Annotated in this window: 15 protein-coding genes and 1 pseudogene; 9 read left to right on the forward strand and 7 right to left on the reverse strand. The window is 59.5% G+C overall.

All coding sequences use genetic code 11. The features are described 5' to 3' along the window. Positions 1-296, reverse strand: a pseudogene (locus tag WD429_RS15195) (MFS transporter); the annotation flags it as partial. A 183-nt stretch (positions 297-479) separates the two neighbouring features. On the opposite strand from WD429_RS15195, the gene WD429_RS15200 reads away from it, so the two are divergent. The 4 genes from WD429_RS15200 (at position 480) to WD429_RS15215 (ending at position 5,353) form a co-directional block, all read left to right on the forward strand. Beyond that, positions 480-1,385 carry a helix-turn-helix transcriptional regulator gene (locus WD429_RS15200; protein WP_368423031.1) on the forward strand — a complete coding sequence of 302 codons (906 nt, stop codon included), beginning with the start codon at positions 480-482 and terminating at the stop codon, positions 1,383-1,385. A gap of 9 nt (positions 1,386-1,394) precedes the next feature. After that, positions 1,395-3,161: an ExeM/NucH family extracellular endonuclease gene (locus tag WD429_RS15205; RefSeq protein ID WP_368423032.1), complete on the forward strand. Its 1,767-nt coding sequence runs from the start codon at positions 1,395-1,397 to the stop codon at positions 3,159-3,161. 112 nt (positions 3,162-3,273) lie between these two features. Further along, positions 3,274-4,161: an alpha/beta fold hydrolase gene (locus WD429_RS15210; RefSeq protein WP_368423033.1), complete on the forward strand. Its 888-nt coding sequence runs from the start codon at positions 3,274-3,276 to the stop codon at positions 4,159-4,161. A 121-nt stretch (positions 4,162-4,282) separates the two neighbouring features. Further along, the gene (locus WD429_RS15215) at positions 4,283-5,353 is read left to right on the forward strand and encodes an AraC family transcriptional regulator (RefSeq protein ID WP_368423034.1); all 1,071 of its coding nucleotides are present in this window, start codon (positions 4,283-4,285) and stop codon (positions 5,351-5,353) included. Between the two features lie 17 nt (positions 5,354-5,370). Here WD429_RS15215 and queE read toward each other — a convergent pair whose 3' ends face one another. Beyond that, entirely contained in the window at positions 5,371-6,027 is a 657-nt protein-coding gene (gene queE, locus WD429_RS15220; protein ID WP_368423035.1) for a 7-carboxy-7-deazaguanine synthase, read from the reverse strand. Next, a complete protein-coding gene (gene queC / locus WD429_RS15225) occupies positions 6,027-6,692 on the reverse strand; it encodes a 7-cyano-7-deazaguanine synthase QueC (protein ID WP_368423036.1) in 666 nt (221 codons plus the stop codon). The genes queE and queC overlap by 1 nt, the downstream gene beginning before the upstream one ends. A 157-nt stretch (positions 6,693-6,849) precedes the next feature. Here queC and WD429_RS15230 point away from each other — a divergent pair, with 157 nt between their 5' ends. Then, positions 6,850-7,386 carry a hypothetical protein gene (locus WD429_RS15230; protein WP_368423037.1) on the forward strand — a complete coding sequence of 179 codons (537 nt, stop codon included), beginning with the start codon at positions 6,850-6,852 and terminating at the stop codon, positions 7,384-7,386. Between the two features lie 495 nt (positions 7,387-7,881). Further along, positions 7,882-8,154 carry a hypothetical protein gene (locus WD429_RS15235; RefSeq protein WP_368423038.1) on the forward strand — a complete coding sequence of 91 codons (273 nt, stop codon included), beginning with the start codon at positions 7,882-7,884 and terminating at the stop codon, positions 8,152-8,154. 36 nt (positions 8,155-8,190) lie between these two features. Here the strand turns inward: WD429_RS15235 and WD429_RS15240 are convergent, their stop codons facing one another. Further along, a complete protein-coding gene (locus tag WD429_RS15240; RefSeq protein ID WP_368423039.1) occupies positions 8,191-8,583 on the reverse strand; it encodes a 7TM-DISM domain-containing protein in 393 nt (130 codons plus the stop codon). A 240-nt stretch (positions 8,584-8,823) separates the two neighbouring features. Here WD429_RS15240 and WD429_RS15245 point away from each other — a divergent pair, with 240 nt between their 5' ends. Next, a complete protein-coding gene (locus tag WD429_RS15245; RefSeq protein WP_368423040.1) occupies positions 8,824-9,762 on the forward strand; it encodes a hypothetical protein in 939 nt (312 codons plus the stop codon). Here WD429_RS15245 and WD429_RS15250 read toward each other — a convergent pair. Further along, the gene (locus WD429_RS15250) at positions 9,756-10,010 is read right to left on the reverse strand and encodes a hypothetical protein (RefSeq protein WP_368423041.1); all 255 of its coding nucleotides are present in this window, start codon (positions 10,008-10,010) and stop codon (positions 9,756-9,758) included. The genes WD429_RS15245 and WD429_RS15250 overlap by 7 nt on opposite strands. A 207-nt stretch (positions 10,011-10,217) precedes the next feature. On the opposite strand from WD429_RS15250, the gene WD429_RS15255 reads away from it, so the two are divergent. After that, positions 10,218-10,562 (forward strand): hypothetical protein, encoded by a 345-nt coding sequence (locus WD429_RS15255; RefSeq protein ID WP_368423042.1) that lies wholly within the window; start codon positions 10,218-10,220, stop codon positions 10,560-10,562. 9 nt (positions 10,563-10,571) lie between these two features. Here the strand turns inward: WD429_RS15255 and WD429_RS15260 are convergent, their stop codons facing one another. After that, positions 10,572-11,858 carry a serine hydrolase domain-containing protein gene (locus WD429_RS15260; protein ID WP_368423043.1) on the reverse strand — a complete coding sequence of 429 codons (1,287 nt, stop codon included), beginning with the start codon at positions 11,856-11,858 and terminating at the stop codon, positions 10,572-10,574. A 380-nt stretch (positions 11,859-12,238) separates the two neighbouring features. Between WD429_RS15260 and ybaK the strand changes: the two genes are divergently transcribed. Further along, positions 12,239-12,706, forward strand: a complete 468-nt coding sequence (gene ybaK / locus WD429_RS15265; RefSeq protein WP_368423044.1) for a Cys-tRNA(Pro) deacylase — start codon at positions 12,239-12,241, stop codon at positions 12,704-12,706. 73 nt (positions 12,707-12,779) lie between these two features. Here the strand turns inward: ybaK and WD429_RS15270 are convergent, their stop codons facing one another. Then, positions 12,780-15,023, reverse strand: coding sequence for an NADP-dependent isocitrate dehydrogenase (locus WD429_RS15270; protein WP_368423045.1), 2,244 nt, complete (start codon positions 15,021-15,023; stop codon positions 12,780-12,782). Positions 15,024-15,324: the final 301 nt, after the last annotated feature.

The raw sequence follows: 15,324 nt of genomic DNA on the forward strand, positions 1-15,324 counted from the left end.
AACGCCCAGAAGATCATTGATACCGCCATCGGGTACATCATCGCAGCTACCGCGGCCACGGCGGCAAATACGGCAAAAGCGCGAATATGGCCAACCCGGGCGATGATTCGCTGAACGTACAGGGTGCCCAGTACAAAACCAATGGAATAACACACCAGCACCCAGCCAATGATATTCGCCGGAACCGATTCGATACTCAGCCGGATGCCCAACAAAGTCATCAAAAAGGCGTTGCCACTGACCAGCAGAACAATACTCAGAATTAACGCAGACAGGGATGTGACCATTCGGGTCATCGGCAAGGCTCCGGGCTTGAAAGAGTTAGGCTCAGTGGTGGTGGAAAAATTCTCGACCACCGCGCTGAAGTGCGCGGCATGGCTCGCTTTGACATTGTTTTACATTAAGGTGACGTAACACACCTGCCGGCAAGGAGCGGGTAACATTATCCCAGATATTCACCAAACCCGTGAGCGCCTGTTATGAAAAAAACGGACTGGCCTATCCGGTGGGACCTGCTGCTTCGCTACCGCCTGATTGAGATTATTGCCCTGTGGGAAGGACGACTGACGACCAACCACATCTGTCACAGCTTCGGCATTGGTCGGCAGCAGGCCTCCAAGGATATCAACACCTATCTGCGGGAGCTTGCGCCCGACAACCTGTTTTACGACCGGCACCTGAAGGGCTATGTTCCGGCAGCGGGGTTCCGCCCGGTGGTCACCCGCGGTCACGCCAGTGAGTACCTGGACCTGCTCTCGCGCCAGGAGCACCTGAGCGACACGTTTGAATCACTGAACATCAGCCTGCCGGACAGCACTGTGGTTCAGGGGCCGCATCGAGTGGTGCAACCTGACGTCATGCGGGCCGTGGTGACTGCCACGCGCTACGGCCGCCAACTCCGAGGCAGATATGCCTCGCTGTCACACCCCGGCGTCAGCGAGCGCCTGCTTGAACCCCACACTTTGGTGTGTGTTGACCGCGACTGGTACCTGCGGGCCTGGTGTGAAGCCACCGGTGGCTACAGTGATTTTGCCTTGAGTCGCTTCCGCGGCGAGCCCGAAGTCATCCGCCAGCGCGCGCACCATACCATCCACCAGGACGACGAGTGGAACCGGGATGTGACGTTAGTGCTTGCGCCGGACAGCCGCCTGAGCAAAGACTGCCGTGACATCATCGCCACCGATTACGGCATGACCGATCAACGGCTGGAAATTACCACGCGGGCGGCACTGGCACCGTACCTACTATCCCGTATGGGCATCGCGGTGAGCGCGCCACACCCCGACCCACTGGTTCAGCAACTGGAACTGGCGAACCCCGAACAGGCCGGGCTGATCAACCCGCGCGCGCAGAAAACGGTGAAAGCGGTGGCCGGGCTTTGCTAGACTCCACGGGTGACTCTCTACGCCGCCATCCCGTCGATTCTTGCACTTCTTGCCTCAGGTCTGGCAGGCAAGGCGCAGGCTGATGCCTGTCATGCTCCCGCCACACCGGTATCCCAGGTCCAGGGCAGTGGGGAGCAATCACCTCTGGCGGGCCAACGGGTCACCGTTGAGGGCATAATCACGCTCGATTCCCGCCAGCAAGGTGGCTTCCGCGGTTTCTATCTGCAGCAGGCCGATGGCGAAACCGACAACACCCCCTCCACGTCCGAAGCACTGTTCATTCACACCGCTCGAGCCACGGGCAAGGCTGGCCACCGGGTGCGGGTAGAGGGCAGGGTCAAGGAGTTTCACGGCCTGACCGAACTGACCGGGGTGCAGCGCATCGTTGACTGTGGTCCCGCCCAATACCCAGAGCCCGTGCCCATTCGCCTGCCGTGGCCCGACGGCGATGGCACACCGGAACACCTCGAGAACATGCGGGTCCGCGTCGCCAACCGGCTGGCGGTGATCGACACCTACAACCTCGCCCGTTACGGCGAACTGACACTCGCCGCCGAGCCGCAGCCAATACCCACCGAGATCATGCCGCCAGGGCCAGCCGCTTTCGACCGACAGCAACAGCAAGACCGGCAGCGGTTGCTGCTGGATGACAACCGGGGGCTGCGTTATCCCGATCCGCTCCCCTGGCCGCCCGCCGCCCTCAGAGCACCGAATTCGGTACGAACCGGGGATACCGTCACCGGGCTGGCAGGTGTTCTCGACTACCGGTTCGGGGCCTGGAGAATCCAGCCCTCCACGGTGCCGGACTTCCGTGCCGACAGCTGGCGACCGGTGGTACCCGCCCGCACACCGGATGCCACGGTCCGGGTGATGACCCTGAACCTTGAAAACTATTTCAATGGCAACGGCCAGGGCGCAGGCTTCCCTACCGCACGTGGTGCCCAAACACCGGAACAGTTTCGCCGACAAACCGCCCGCCTGACGGCTACCCTGCAGGCGCCCGATCCCGACGTGATCGCGGTGTCCGAAATTGAAAATGACGGTCACCATGAACACAGCGCGCTAGCCAGCCTTGCCCAAGCCCTCGGCCCGCACTGGCACCCCGTTCGCGCTGGCGATGACAGCGGTAGCGACGCCATTCAGACCGCTCTGCTTTACCGGGCCGACCGGATTGCCCTGGACGGCCCGGCGTCACGCCTGATGGCGGGGCCGTACCGGCAACGGGGCCGACGCCCCCTGATGCAGGTTCTGCGACCACTGGAGCGGGAAACCGCCCTACGCATTGTGGTGCCGCACTTCAAATCCAAAGCCTGTCGGGGTGCCAGCGGCCCCGATCGCGATCAAGAGGATGGCCAGGGCTGTTACAGCCATCGCCGGGAATCCGCCGCCCGGGCGCTGGTGGAGTGGATCGCTAACGAGCCTGACGCAAAGAAGATCGCCGGCACACTGATCACCGGTGATTTGAACAGCTACGCCATGGAAGCACCACTCACGCTATTGCGACAGGCCGGTTTTCGCAGCATGGTCCACCGATTCCATCCCTGCACGACACGGGCCTGCCCCCAGACCACTTTTCGTTATAAAGGCCGCCACGGCAGCCTGGATTACGCCCTCGCGTCCAGCGAATTAATCCCGCGAGTTACCGGTGCCTGGAGCTGGCCGGTCAATGCCGAGGAACCGTCATTCTTAGGCTATGAAGAGGCCGATACATCGGTGAGCACGTCACCCTGGCGCTCCTCGGACCACAACCCCGTTATCATCGATCTCGCGCTCTGACCTGCGCCCGCCGCGGTTGCCGGGCTGCCGTCATTAATGGGCGGCAAAGCCATCGCCCGACACCTCAGGAACGGTACACTGACGGGCCATCAAAGACTGCGGACGGAATTCCATGAAGGTACCAATCCCGAATTTATGGCCATTGGCGCGAACCAGCCAGCGCTGGCTGGTGAAGGCTAAACGACGAGAAACGCAGATTGATGGCCACCGCCTGGTCTACCTGGAACGCGGCAAACCGTCACCCAACACACCCACCGTGGTTCTGATTCATGGCTTTGCCGCGATGAAAGAGAACTGGGCACTGTGGTTACAGAAGCTGCCACGGGACTGGCACATACTGGTACCCGATGTGCCAGGGCTGGGAGAAAGCGATTACCAGCCCGGTGCCAGTTATCGCTATGAAACCCAGGCCCTGCGACTCAGGGACTGGCTGGCCGGCTTTCCCACCGACAACATTCACCTGGCTGGCAGCTCCATGGGTGGTGCCATTGCCGCCGTGCTGGCGCATCGAATGGAGCCGGCACCACGCACCGTGACGCTGCTGAACAGCGCCGGCATTCCGGAACACGACGGCGTGGACATTGATGCCCCGTTTGAATCCGACCGGGATGACATTCTGATCCCCCACGACTGGGCCGGCGTTTATCGCATGTTCAACAGCGTCGGCAATGGCAAGCCAACCGCCATGGGGCTCGCCATGACCGGGCTACTGGGGCCGGACCTGCTTCAGCGCCGTAACGCGCTGCGTCACATCTTTAACGACATGCTGGCCGATGCTCTGGCCCCGGCCCGCCACCTCGGCACGAACACGCCGCCCCTCCAGGTGCAATGGGGCGACCGGGACGTGATCACGCCGACCCGCTGTGTTGATTGGTTCCGGACCGCCACACCGCAGGCCGACATTCACGTGTTTCGCGGTGTGGGTCACCTGCCCATGCTGGAGAATCCAGGCCGTTCAGCGGCCACGCTGACCCGTTTCATCCGGCGTCACCTGCAATGATTGGCCCCCATGGCCTCTTGACCCGTCAGCCAAGTCATGGGGCCACGCCGTCATAGCGGTCATAATCGTTGTCATATGTCTTCCCTTACATAACAAAAACAGCATACAACGAGGAAAAACCATGCGCGCCTCAGTATCGACCGTTCAAGATCTGGGCATGCCGGCCATTTACCTGCATTTGCTGGCAGAATTGCTTCACACCATCGGTGTCGATGACCGCTCCCTGCTGCTCCGGGTCGGCCTCGACCCGGCCCGGCTAAAGTCCACCGACCTTCGGGTCAGCCAGGCCCAGGCCAGCGAGTTCGTCACCCGTGCCATCATCGAAAGCGGTGAGCCCGGTCTGGGTATCATGCTGGCTCGGGAGCTGAAACTTCCACTTCATGGGGCGCTGGGTACCGCCGTGATGAGCAGCCGCTCACTGGACGAAGCGCTGGACCTGATGACCCGCTACCTGACCCTGCGGGCCCCTCACCTGGCAGTGACCCGCCGCCAGGAGGGCGACAATGTGCTGTTCAATGTATCCTGCGGGGTCGATCTGGGCCCGCTGCAAGGTTTCATCATGGATGCCATGCTGTTTGGCTGCGTCACCATGGGTGCCCAGCTGACCGGCTCCCCCGTGCCCGGCTCCGCCATCCTTCGGCGCGGCACAGAACCTGCCTACTTTCACCGTTTTCGACAGCAGGTCCTGATACCCGTGCGCTACGGTTCCGCAGAAGACGCCCTGTTGATTCCCCGCGCCCAACTGACCCTGCCGGTGCGTTTCAGTGATGCGCAGCTCGCCGCCTCGTCCCGCGCCCAATGCGAAGAAGCGCTCAAACAGCTGACCGAAGATGCCGGGTTTGCCTGCCGCGTACGCCGGGTGATTGAGACCAGCCATCCGTTCCCCCCCAAGCTGGCGCGGGTGGCGGCCACGCTGTTTGTCTCTGAACGGACCCTGAAACGACGCCTGCAGGAAGAACAGGCCAGCTTCCAGAACCTGGTGGATGATGTGCGGCTGGAGCGGGCGGGGGAACTGCTGAAAAACACCGGCATGAACCTGAGCCAGATTGCCGACGCGCTGGGCTACGCCGACGCCGCCAACTTTACCCGCGCCTTCAAGCGCTGGACCGGTACCAGCCCCAGCCGTTACCGGAGCCAGACGTTGCAGCCACCTAAAAAAGCGCTGGCCCCGACCTTTGGTGCGACCGTCTGAAACCGCCGGCCAGGCGTTCAGTCGATGCCGATAATCTTGTGCATCTGAAGGGTAAGCCGCCACTGGGGATGGGCCAGGCAATACTCGGTCGCTTTGCGGGTGTTGCTCTGTTTTATGGCATCACACCCCGCTTCCGGAACCGAAGGTGAAGCCATCGGTGACAGAAAATAGTGACTGGCGCGGATGTTGAGAAACCGCTCGGGCATGGCTTTGGGTTGCGGATAGATCAGCTTGAGCTCATCACAGTGGTCAATCACCACCGCAGCATCGGATTTAGGGCTGACGCACAGCCAGTCGATGCCTGCAGGGGCCGACAAGGTGCCGTTGGTCTCCACACCCACCTCGAAACCGGTGCGATGGAACGCCGCAATCAACGGTGCGTCCAGTTGCAGCAGCGGCTCGCCTCCGGTGCACACCACATACGGTCGACCGGGTGCGTCCGGCCAGAGCGCAAACACGTGGGCTGCCAGGGCGTCGGCGGTAGCGAAAGTACCGCCGTTCTGGCCGTCGGTGCCGACAAAGTCAGTATCGCAGAAATCGCAGACGGCACCGGCCCGATCTTTTTCCCGGCCGGTCCACAGGTTGCATTTGCTGAAGCGACAAAAAACAGCGGCACGACCTGCCTGGGCACCCTCGCCCTGGAGCGTGTAAAACGCCTCTTTGACTCGATACATCAGGCCTCCTTCTCATAGGGTAGCGGGTCCGTCAGACCATGGGCATCAAACGCCTCGCGGCGCTCAACGCAGGAACCGCACACCCCACAGGCCCGCTCCCGGCCGTTGTAGCAGGTCCATGTCTGACTGTAATCGAGCGCCAGCTTGAGGCCCTCAGCCAGAATCTCAGACTTGTCCATGGCCATGAACGGCGCTTCGATACCCACTGGTTCATAATTGGCAACACGACAGACGGCGTCCATCTTCTCGACGAAGGCCGGCCGGCAATCCGGATAGATAGCGTGATCTCCGCCATGAGCCCCGTACCAGACGGCACTGGCACCGGCGGTCACGGCGTAACCGGTGGCCAGCGACAGCAGAATCATGTTGCGATTGGGAACCACCGTGGCCTTCATCGAATCCTCTTGGTAATGGCCCTCCGGCACCGCCACCTCTGAGGTCAGGGCGGAACCCGCCATCACCGCACCCAACGCCCGTATATCAATGACCTGATGCGGAATGGCCGCGTCTTCACAGACACGGCGAGCGCACTCAAGCTCACGGACATGGCGCTGGCCATAATCGAAAGACAGCGCATGAACGTTATAACCGCGAGCGCGGGCGAGGTGCAGCAAGGTGAACGAATCCATGCCGCCGGAATAGATCACAACAACAGTTTCAGACATCGGTATTTCCCGTCAGTGCCGTGACAACGTATTGGCTGTCATCGGGCTTTTACATTCAATAAGTATATTGTAACAGTGGAACGACACGATGGGTTCGCGTCTCAATGGAGGGGCGGGTAAACTCCTGCCATGGCACACCAATAAAAATCCGGGAAGAATGAATTCCGAAATCAGTCCAGCATTCATCGATTTCGAGGCGTCCAGCCTTGATCTCATCGCAAGCTACCCGATTGAGGTCGGTGTCTGCCTGCCTGACGGACAGCTGCACAGTTGGCTGATTCGCCCTCATGTCCTTTGGCAGGACTGGTCAGACAGTGCCGAGCAAATCCATGGCATTGACCGCAAAACCCTGGAAGCCGAAGGCACTCCGGCGGCTGAAGTGGCCCACAATCTGAACCAACTGCTATCAGACCAGGTCTTCTGTGACGCCTGGACCTTTGACAGCTTCTGGCTTCACCGCCTGTTCCGGATTGCCGGTATCGTACCCGCCTTCCAGCTCGAATCGATTTCCGTGTTGCTCGATTCCACCCAGGTTCGACACTGGTCAGCCACGCGGCAGGACGTCATCAGCGAACTTGGTTTGCCCGTACACCGCGCCGCGAACGACGCCCTGATACTGCACAAAACCTGGCAACAGATCACTCAACACGCCAGCTCACAGCCATCCTCACCCGGCCATAGCCACCAGGCCTGACCCGGGCGCGGGAAAAATCCTGCGCAAAAAAAAACGCAGCCCGAAGGCTGCGTCGAAAGGAGAGATCCAGAAGCTGCCTTACATAAAGGCCAAGCTATGGATCGCACAACGTAAAACACGTGACAAGCAAAGTATGGTCCGTTCCGAGACCCTGGTCTGTACGCGTTTGCCGAAGCGCTTTCGGCCTTGCAAACCCGCTGGCAGCCTATACACTAATCACTGTATCGAAGCCGAATCAGCCGGCCACTCGGGTGCGCTCCACCCCGCCGGCAAATAGCGAGAAACCATGCGACAGTTTATCCGACATTCCTCCACTGACACCGGCACGGGCCGTATTGCCCGCCAGTGCGTGCTTGTTATGGTGGAAGACAGCTAACGGCTTTCGGTCAGTCCCGGGAGCCATTCGAGCGACCGGGTCAGCCTCTCCGTCAGACCCCGGTTGCCAAAGCACCGGGGTTTTTGTTTTTGCAGCCGCAGAACGACAAGGAGAACATCATGAGAAGACAGTCATCAACACGAACAGCACCCCACGCAGCCGGCAACCAGCGTGGCCCCATCAAGCGCCCTGCAAAGCTCCCACTGCTGGATGCGATCTGTAAGAAACTGAACCAACGGGTCGACCTGGAGGATGAACCGCGAGTGCTTGGACTTTATGAGCGAGGCTGGATCTTCAATGGCGTGCTGTGCAGGCTTGGCGACAGCGAATCACGTTACGTCAAAGCGCTGGCTACCCGTTATGACTCGTGGATTGCCCGTCAGGTAGCGTGATCCACCAAGTGACGGGGCGACGGAGGCCAGGACCGGTCAGTGCCGACGGTTCAGGCCTTCCACCCTGGCCAGATCGCCGCTATGCACCATGGCGTAGTTATTCACCACATAGAGCACCACCTCATCCACCAGGGGCAGAGCGAGCTCCAGAATCCAGTCCGACAGCGCGGCTTCAGCCCCCACTCTCAGGTCGAAACGGGCCCAGTAGGCAGGTTCGGTGTAACCAAAGTTCAGCACACCGCCGTCATGGCGGGTGAAAGCGTGAAGATTTTCGTCAGCGATCTCGCTGAAACTGAAGGCGTGGTCCGGGTCCTCCAGGAACCAAATGCAGCTGCCGAGGTCGCGAACGCTGGTGGTTACGCTATTGAGTATGACCTCGTCGTGCTGACACTGATCGCTGGCCGATACCAGGCCAGGCAGGCATAACAAGCACCGGCATCAACCAACGGTGATTCAGGGATTGCCATTGCTGCAAAATGTGATCTCCACGAGGGCAGATGCCTGCTTTATGGTTTATTGTCAGCAGTCAGGCCGGGGCGGAATTTTACCGCGCCGCAGACCGTCACTTTAGCGTTTAACCGTCATTTTCGTACCCCGGGACCGTTATAAATGAGACCTTCCTGCCTTTTCGCTACACTTTCCCTAGCGGCCCTTGCTCTCACCGGATGCGTGCCGGACAGCTCCAGTGACGATGGCTACCTGAACCCGGCAACGGATGTCGACCTGCCAATGGAAACCTTCCGGCTCAGGGACCAGCAGGGGCTGGAGCCGGCGCTGCAATACACCGCGTTCCGGGATTTTTACCGTGGCATTGAGCCGGCCACGGCCGGCGAAGACAACGGCAGCGCCGAGGCGCTGCGGGACCACCTCAATGCTTTTCTCGGGGCCACTCCGACTGACGACGGCAGCGACTACACCAGTGTGCGCAACCCGCTGGACCTGATGAACGAGGTCATTCGCTCCGGTATGGTGGATAACTTCAACGAAGGGCGACGGTTGATGCGGGACAGCATCGAGAAAGACGAAGCCGCCAGCTACAACACACCCGCCAATGACGCCCTGGTACGCTTCACGGAGACCGACAGCAGCGAGACCACCCCGCCGGCTGACCGCACCTGGATTTACGTCATGCTGGACTGGACCTATAACACGGATCTGGGAAAAGTGTTCCGGGCCACCCAGTTTGTTGCCCGGGCACCCGCTGACGGCGAAGAAAACCCACACGAAGTGGCCAGCGCTTCCTGGAGCGGCCGTTACCGCGCCAGCACATTCGGTACCAGCGGCTTCAACCGGCCTGAATTTTCAGCGACCAGTTATACCGGCCGTACCCTGGGCAATGTGGAATTGTTGCAGGAGTTCATCGGCACCCAGCGAGACACGCTGACTCTGACCAACGTGAAGGGCCTGGCGATCAACGGCGAGGAACCGGATTGCGTCCGGGTGGTACAGAATTACGAAGAAGCACTTGCCCGCGTGTTCACCTCAACCGATGAACCGGCCACGATTGAAGAAGACGACGAACGCACCGCCAATCCGCAACATTGCGGCAACCAACGGAACGATGAAGCCATCAGCTATGACACGGTGGTGATCGATCAGCGTCAGTAACCGCTGCCATCGCGCAAATCCCAGTTCAGTAGAAAGCCCCGCTTGCGCTCCAGCATGCGTTCATAGGCAGAAATGATGATTGCGGCATGGGGGCCCCGGGTGAGCCGAAGGGTCTCGATACGACGTTCCAACCGATCCACTTCCAGGCTGACCTGGTCACGAACGTGGGAGCGTACGCTCTCATGGTGATCAAGTTTTACCGGGCGCGGGTAATCTGTATCAATTGCGGTGTGAGGGTGCTCTTCCATCACGCATCTCTTCCATTGAGTGAGGCATCTCCATAATGCACCCACGAATTCTGCACAACTGTCAGACAAAATTCAATAAAATGAATAGAGTTTCATATTTTACCGGGTGCGCTATGGCCCCAGCAAAAATAGCGCAACGATCTCCTGCCCAATCTCCTGCTATAGTTTCGAGTTATACGAACCGATTTGCCAACCGGACGACCTGCCATGACCCAGACCTCTGTTGCCGACACTCTCCGGGAATACCTCTCCCTCCTCGAGCTTCTTGACGATGCCTACTGGGAGGCCAGCAACATTCACCACAAAGACATGTTGTACGACATCATCAGCATCTTCAGCCAGGAAGTCGCGGAGATCAATAAACTCAGCATTATGGATCACCACTATCCCTACGAGGTCATTACCGAAGGCATCCGCCGGGTCGTGCCGAAGCTGGAACGGCTGGATGAATATCGCGAGGACGTCATCCAGCGAACCCAGACACTGACGGATTTCCGCGACATCTTGTCGTCGGTACAGGGCATCCTGGAGGCGCAGCTCCGAACACTCTGAGGAAAGTGCTCAGGCTGCAATCATCGGGCGCTGGCTCTCGGGAACCAGCGGAAAGCGGTCACACACCGTGTAGACAAACTTCGCCAGCGCGGGCAAATGGTGCCCGACAATGGGGATGCCGGTGTTCAGCAGGCTGACGGAGATATCCCGTGCGGCATCCGCCCAGCACAGTTTGTTGATCAGGCCGATATGGCCAAACGCGTAACGGCTTTGCTGCCCCCACAGGCCAAACGGATTACCGCCCAGCATCATCCCGGCACTGAAGCGCATGGGGATCATCATGGTGCGGTCAATCTGCAGTGACCCGAATTGCTGGATCGAACGGCGAACGGTCATCTCGCTGCAAATGCGCTGACCATTCCAGACCCCGCCGTTGAGCATCATCTGGAAAAACCTTCCCATTTCTTCCGCGGTGCCACACAGGTTGCCTGCCGGAATCACCGCATCCTGAAAACGGGGGTCGTTGACTACGCGTTCCACGGTGCGGATATCCCCGCCCAGTGCGCGATTGACGATCCAGGAGACCGGGAACCGGGGGGTTGGGCCGGTGGCGTAATTGGTGGCCAGCTCCCTGGCGCGCTCCGGTGCCATGCCGTACGTAAACCAGCGCATGCCCATAGGCTGGCGCAGGTGACGGTCGAGGAAGTTCTCGATGGAGTCCCCGGTGACTTTCTCCAACACCCGCTGCAGCACAAAGCCACCAGTGATGGCGTGGTAGGCCACTTTGGAGCCGTCGACCTCTATCGGTGTTGCCGCACACAAAACCCGCCAGATTTCATCCCGGTCCCACAACACGTCGATCGGAGTTTCCCGGGGAATGCCCGGGATACCGCCGCGGTGAGACAGGATCTGGTGAATGGTGATGGTGCGTTTGCCGGCTGCGGCAAATTCCGGGCAGTAATAGGACACCGGATCGCTCAGGTTGATCAGCCCCTGTTCCGCCAGCATGTGCATCAACAGGGCGGTCACCGCCTTGGAGGCTGAGAAGTAACAGATGGGCGTGTCCGTGGTGATCGGCGTTTTGCTCGCGCTGGACGGGTCGTGAGGGCCATTGCCACTGGTGTGGCCGAGGGCACGATGAAGAATCTGCTCGCCCCGGTGACGGATGGACAACTGGATGCCAGGATGCACCCCGGTACGATAGAGCCGCTCGACACCCCGCCAGATATCCTCGACAACCTCAGGCGACACGCCAACCGCCTGAGGGTTCTCACCGGCGGCATCCCGGTGAGTAATGGTGGAAAGGTCTTTTGGTACCGCACAGGTATGCAATGCATGACGGGCAATTCGGTTCATCGGTAAGCCTTGTTTCCGGGTGCTGTTTTTATTTTATGATCACTGTTTGGCGTGAGCGGATCATTGGCCGGCGGGCAACGGCAACGCTGTCAGTCTATCCAACCGCCATTACAGCGAATTATGGGCCTCTTCGGACAGGGACGCTATGGCCACACAATTCCGGCCCGCGTCCTTGGCCTGGTCCATGGCTTTGTCTGCTGCCGCGCGCCCAGACCCACAAGGTTCACAGTAACGGAATATGCCGCTGTTTAGGGCTATTCATTCGGACGTGGACGACTCCTGGTTCATGAATGTTAGAATACGGTCTGAAAAATAGTCACTCCCCGGTCATTCGTCGAGGGCAGTTTGCAATTGATAACAGATCCGAACCGGAACTCAACATGACCCCAGGCGTTAACGCGGCCACCAAGGCCAGAATCAACCACAAAATTCACGAATACCCTCACGATCCCGCCAGCCAATCCTATGGCACCGAAGCCGCAGAAAAAATGGGCGTTGAGCCGGCCCGGGTCTTCAAAACCCTGGTGGTCGCCATCGATGGCAAGACACTGGCCGTTGGCGTGGTCCCCGTGACTGTCATGCTGAACCTGAAGCAGATCGCCCGGGCCGCTGGTGGCAAGAAAGCGACCATGGCCAACATTCAGGATGTCGAGCGCAGCACCGGTTATGTTCTCGGCGGTGTCAGCCCGCTCGGCCAGAAAAAGCGCCTGGCGACGTTCATCGACACCTCGGCGCAGCAGTTCGACACCCTCTACGTCAGCGCCGGGCGGCGCGGTCTGGAAATCGAACTGTCGCCGCAGGATCTGGCCACGCTGACGGCCGCAAAGTTCGCACCTCTACAAGCCTGACGGATCTGAGACACAAAAAAACCGGGTAGCCATACAGCTGCCCGGTTTCCCTTCAAGCCTTAAACCCCAGCCGTTACTTCACAGACGCGCGTGCGTCCGCAAGAATGCTGTTCAGGGTTTCGCTTGCCTGCATCACGCCACAGACCTTGTCCGCGGGAGGGTGGAAATAACCACCGATGTCTGCCGCCTGGCCCTGAATGACGCTCATTTCTTCCAGGACCTTGTCCTTGTTTTCTTCCAACTGTTTGGACAGCTTGCCGAAGAACTCCTTCAGCTCCTTGTCACTGTCCTGCTTGGCCAGCCCTTCCGCCCAGTACCGCGCCAGGTGGAAGTGGGAGCCACGGTTGTCCAGCTCACCGGTCACACGGGAGGGCGACTGGTTGTTTTCCAGCAGGCGTTCGGTGGCCTTATCCAGCGTCTGACCCAGCAGGCGGGCACGTTCGTTACCATGCTTCTCACCCAGCTCGTCCAGCGACACCGCAATGGCGAGGAACTCACCCAGCGAATCCCAGCGCAGGTGGTTCTCTTCCAGCAACTGCTGCACGTGCTTGGGCGCGGAACCGCCGGCACCGGTCTCGTACAGACCGCCGCCGTTGAGCAACGGCACGATGGACAGCATCTTGGCACTGGTACCCAGCTCCAGAATCGGGAACAGGTCGGTGAGGTAATCACGCAACACGTTGCCGGTGACGGAAATGGTGTCCATGCCGCGAATCAGGCGCTCCATGGTCCAGCGGATAGCACGCACCGGGGACTTGATCATGATCTCCAGGCCGTCGGTGTCATGCTCTTTCAGGTACATTTCGACTTTCTTGATCAGCTGCGCATCGTGTGGACGCTCGTCATCCAGCCAGAACAGCGCTGGCATGCCGGTGGCGCGGGCACGGTTGACCGCCAGTTTGACCCAGTCACGAATCGGCAGATCCTTGGTCTGGCAGGCGCGCCAGATATCACCGGTCTCTACCTTGTGCTCGGTCAGTACAGCACCGTCCTCGGTGAGAACACGAACAACGCCGCTTTCCTTGATCTCATAGGTCTTGTCGTGAGAGCCGTATTCTTCCGCCTTCTGCGCCATCAGGCCAACGTTCGGCACGGTACCCATGGTGGTGGGATCGAACGCGCCGTGGGTCTTACAGAAGTTGATCACTTCCTGATAAATGGTGGCGTAAGTAGACTCGGGCATCACCGCCTTGGTGTCCTTGAGCTTGTTGTCCCGCGCCCACATCTTGCCGGAATTGCGAATCATCGCCGGCATGGACGCGTCCACGATCACGTCGCTGGGTACGTGCAGGTTGGTGATGCCTTTCACCGAATCGACCATGGCGATTTCCGGACGATGTTCGTAGCAGGCGTGCAGGTCTTCAAGAATCTGCTCCTGCTTGGATTCCGGCAACTGCTTGATCTTTTCGGTCACGCTCGACAGGCCGTTGTTGGGGTTCACGCCCAGCTCATCAAACAGTTCGCCGTACTTGTCGAACAGCTCTTTGTAGAAAACCTTCACCGCGTGGCCGAATACAATCGGGTGGGAGATTTTCATCATGGTGGCTTTGACGTGCAGGGAGAACATCACGCCGGTCTTTTCACAGTCGGCTATGGCGTCTTCAAAGAACTTGATCAGCGCCGTCTTGCTCATGAACATGCCGTCCAGCACTTCACCTTCCTGCAGGGGCAGTTCCGCTCTCAGCACGGTCTGTTTGCCGTCGGCGTTTTCGAAGACGATGCGGGCGTTGGTGGCCTTGTCGAGAGTTACCGACTGCTCATTGGAATAGAAATCACCACCGCGCATGTGGGCCACGTGGGTGCGTGACGCCGGGCTCCAATCACCCATGGAATGCGGGTGTTTGCGGGCAAATGCCTTGACCGCTGCCGGAGCGCGGCGGTCGGAGTTGCCTTCTCGCAGCACCGGGTTGACCGCACTGCCGAGCACTTTGGCGTAGCGGGTCTGTGCTTCTGTCTCTTCCTCGGTTTCAGGGTTTTCCTTGTACTCCGGAACCTTGTAACCCTGGTCGTTCAATTCTTTGATGGCTGCGCGTAACTGCGGGATGGAGGCGGAAATATTCGGCAGCTTGATGATGTTGGCGTCCGGGTCCTTGGTGTATTCGCCCAATTCTGCCAGCGCATCCGGTACTCGCTGGTCTTCGTCCAGGTAATCGGGAAATCCTGCCAGAATACGTGCCGCCAGCGAGATGTCGCTGGTTCCAAATTCGATGCCGGCCGGCTTGGCGTAGGTTTCCAGGATGGGTAGCAGTGACCGGGTCGCGAGCGCGGGGGCTTCGTCGGTCAGGGTGTAGATAATCTTGGCTTTCGATGTGGTCATTTTCGTCCTCAGGCTGGTTATGAGTTCAGGACGGCCATGGCGAGGTCAGAGGTCTTGTGAACGCCCGACCTGAGCTATGACTGATACGGGAACTTTTGATAGACCTACAAGAATACCAGTTTTTATGACGTTCTGGTTAAGATCTTAGTATAACAACGGACTAAAAGTACGCTGAGGGCTGTTACAGGTTAATGAAAAGGCGGGGTTTTATGAAACTTTCCAAATTGTGTTTGGGGCTCGGAGTGTGGTCGGGGGGAGTCCCCAAAACGGAAAGCGTGGCTTCCCTGACTGTTTTGGGGAC

The organism is Marinobacter sp. (genome assembly GCF_040904845.1).
GTDB lineage: Bacteria > Pseudomonadota > Gammaproteobacteria > Pseudomonadales > Oleiphilaceae > Marinobacter.

Excerpts from the sequence above, each read along its gene's own strand:
- WD429_RS15200 (WP_368423031.1), top strand. The coding sequence starts at position 480 with ATGAAAAAAACGGACTGGCCTATCCGGTGGGACCTGCTGCTTCGCTAC.
- WD429_RS15210 (WP_368423033.1), top strand. The coding sequence starts at position 3,274 with ATGAAGGTACCAATCCCGAATTTATGGCCATTGGCGCGAACCAGCCAG.
- WD429_RS15215 (WP_368423034.1), top strand. The coding sequence starts at position 4,283 with ATGCGCGCCTCAGTATCGACCGTTCAAGATCTGGGCATGCCGGCCATT.
- queE (WP_368423035.1), bottom strand. The coding sequence starts at position 6,027 with ATGTATCGAGTCAAAGAGGCGTTTTACACGCTCCAGGGCGAGGGTGCC.
- queC (WP_368423036.1), bottom strand. The coding sequence starts at position 6,692 with ATGTCTGAAACTGTTGTTGTGATCTATTCCGGCGGCATGGATTCGTTC.
- WD429_RS15230 (WP_368423037.1), top strand. The coding sequence starts at position 6,850 with ATGAATTCCGAAATCAGTCCAGCATTCATCGATTTCGAGGCGTCCAGC.
- WD429_RS15235 (WP_368423038.1), top strand. The coding sequence starts at position 7,882 with ATGAGAAGACAGTCATCAACACGAACAGCACCCCACGCAGCCGGCAAC.
- WD429_RS15250 (WP_368423041.1), bottom strand. The coding sequence starts at position 10,010 with ATGGAAGAGCACCCTCACACCGCAATTGATACAGATTACCCGCGCCCG.
- WD429_RS15255 (WP_368423042.1), top strand. The coding sequence starts at position 10,218 with ATGACCCAGACCTCTGTTGCCGACACTCTCCGGGAATACCTCTCCCTC.
- WD429_RS15260 (WP_368423043.1), bottom strand. The coding sequence starts at position 11,858 with ATGAACCGAATTGCCCGTCATGCATTGCATACCTGTGCGGTACCAAAA.
- ybaK (WP_368423044.1), top strand. The coding sequence starts at position 12,239 with ATGACCCCAGGCGTTAACGCGGCCACCAAGGCCAGAATCAACCACAAA.
- WD429_RS15270 (WP_368423045.1), bottom strand. The coding sequence starts at position 15,023 with ATGACCACATCGAAAGCCAAGATTATCTACACCCTGACCGACGAAGCC.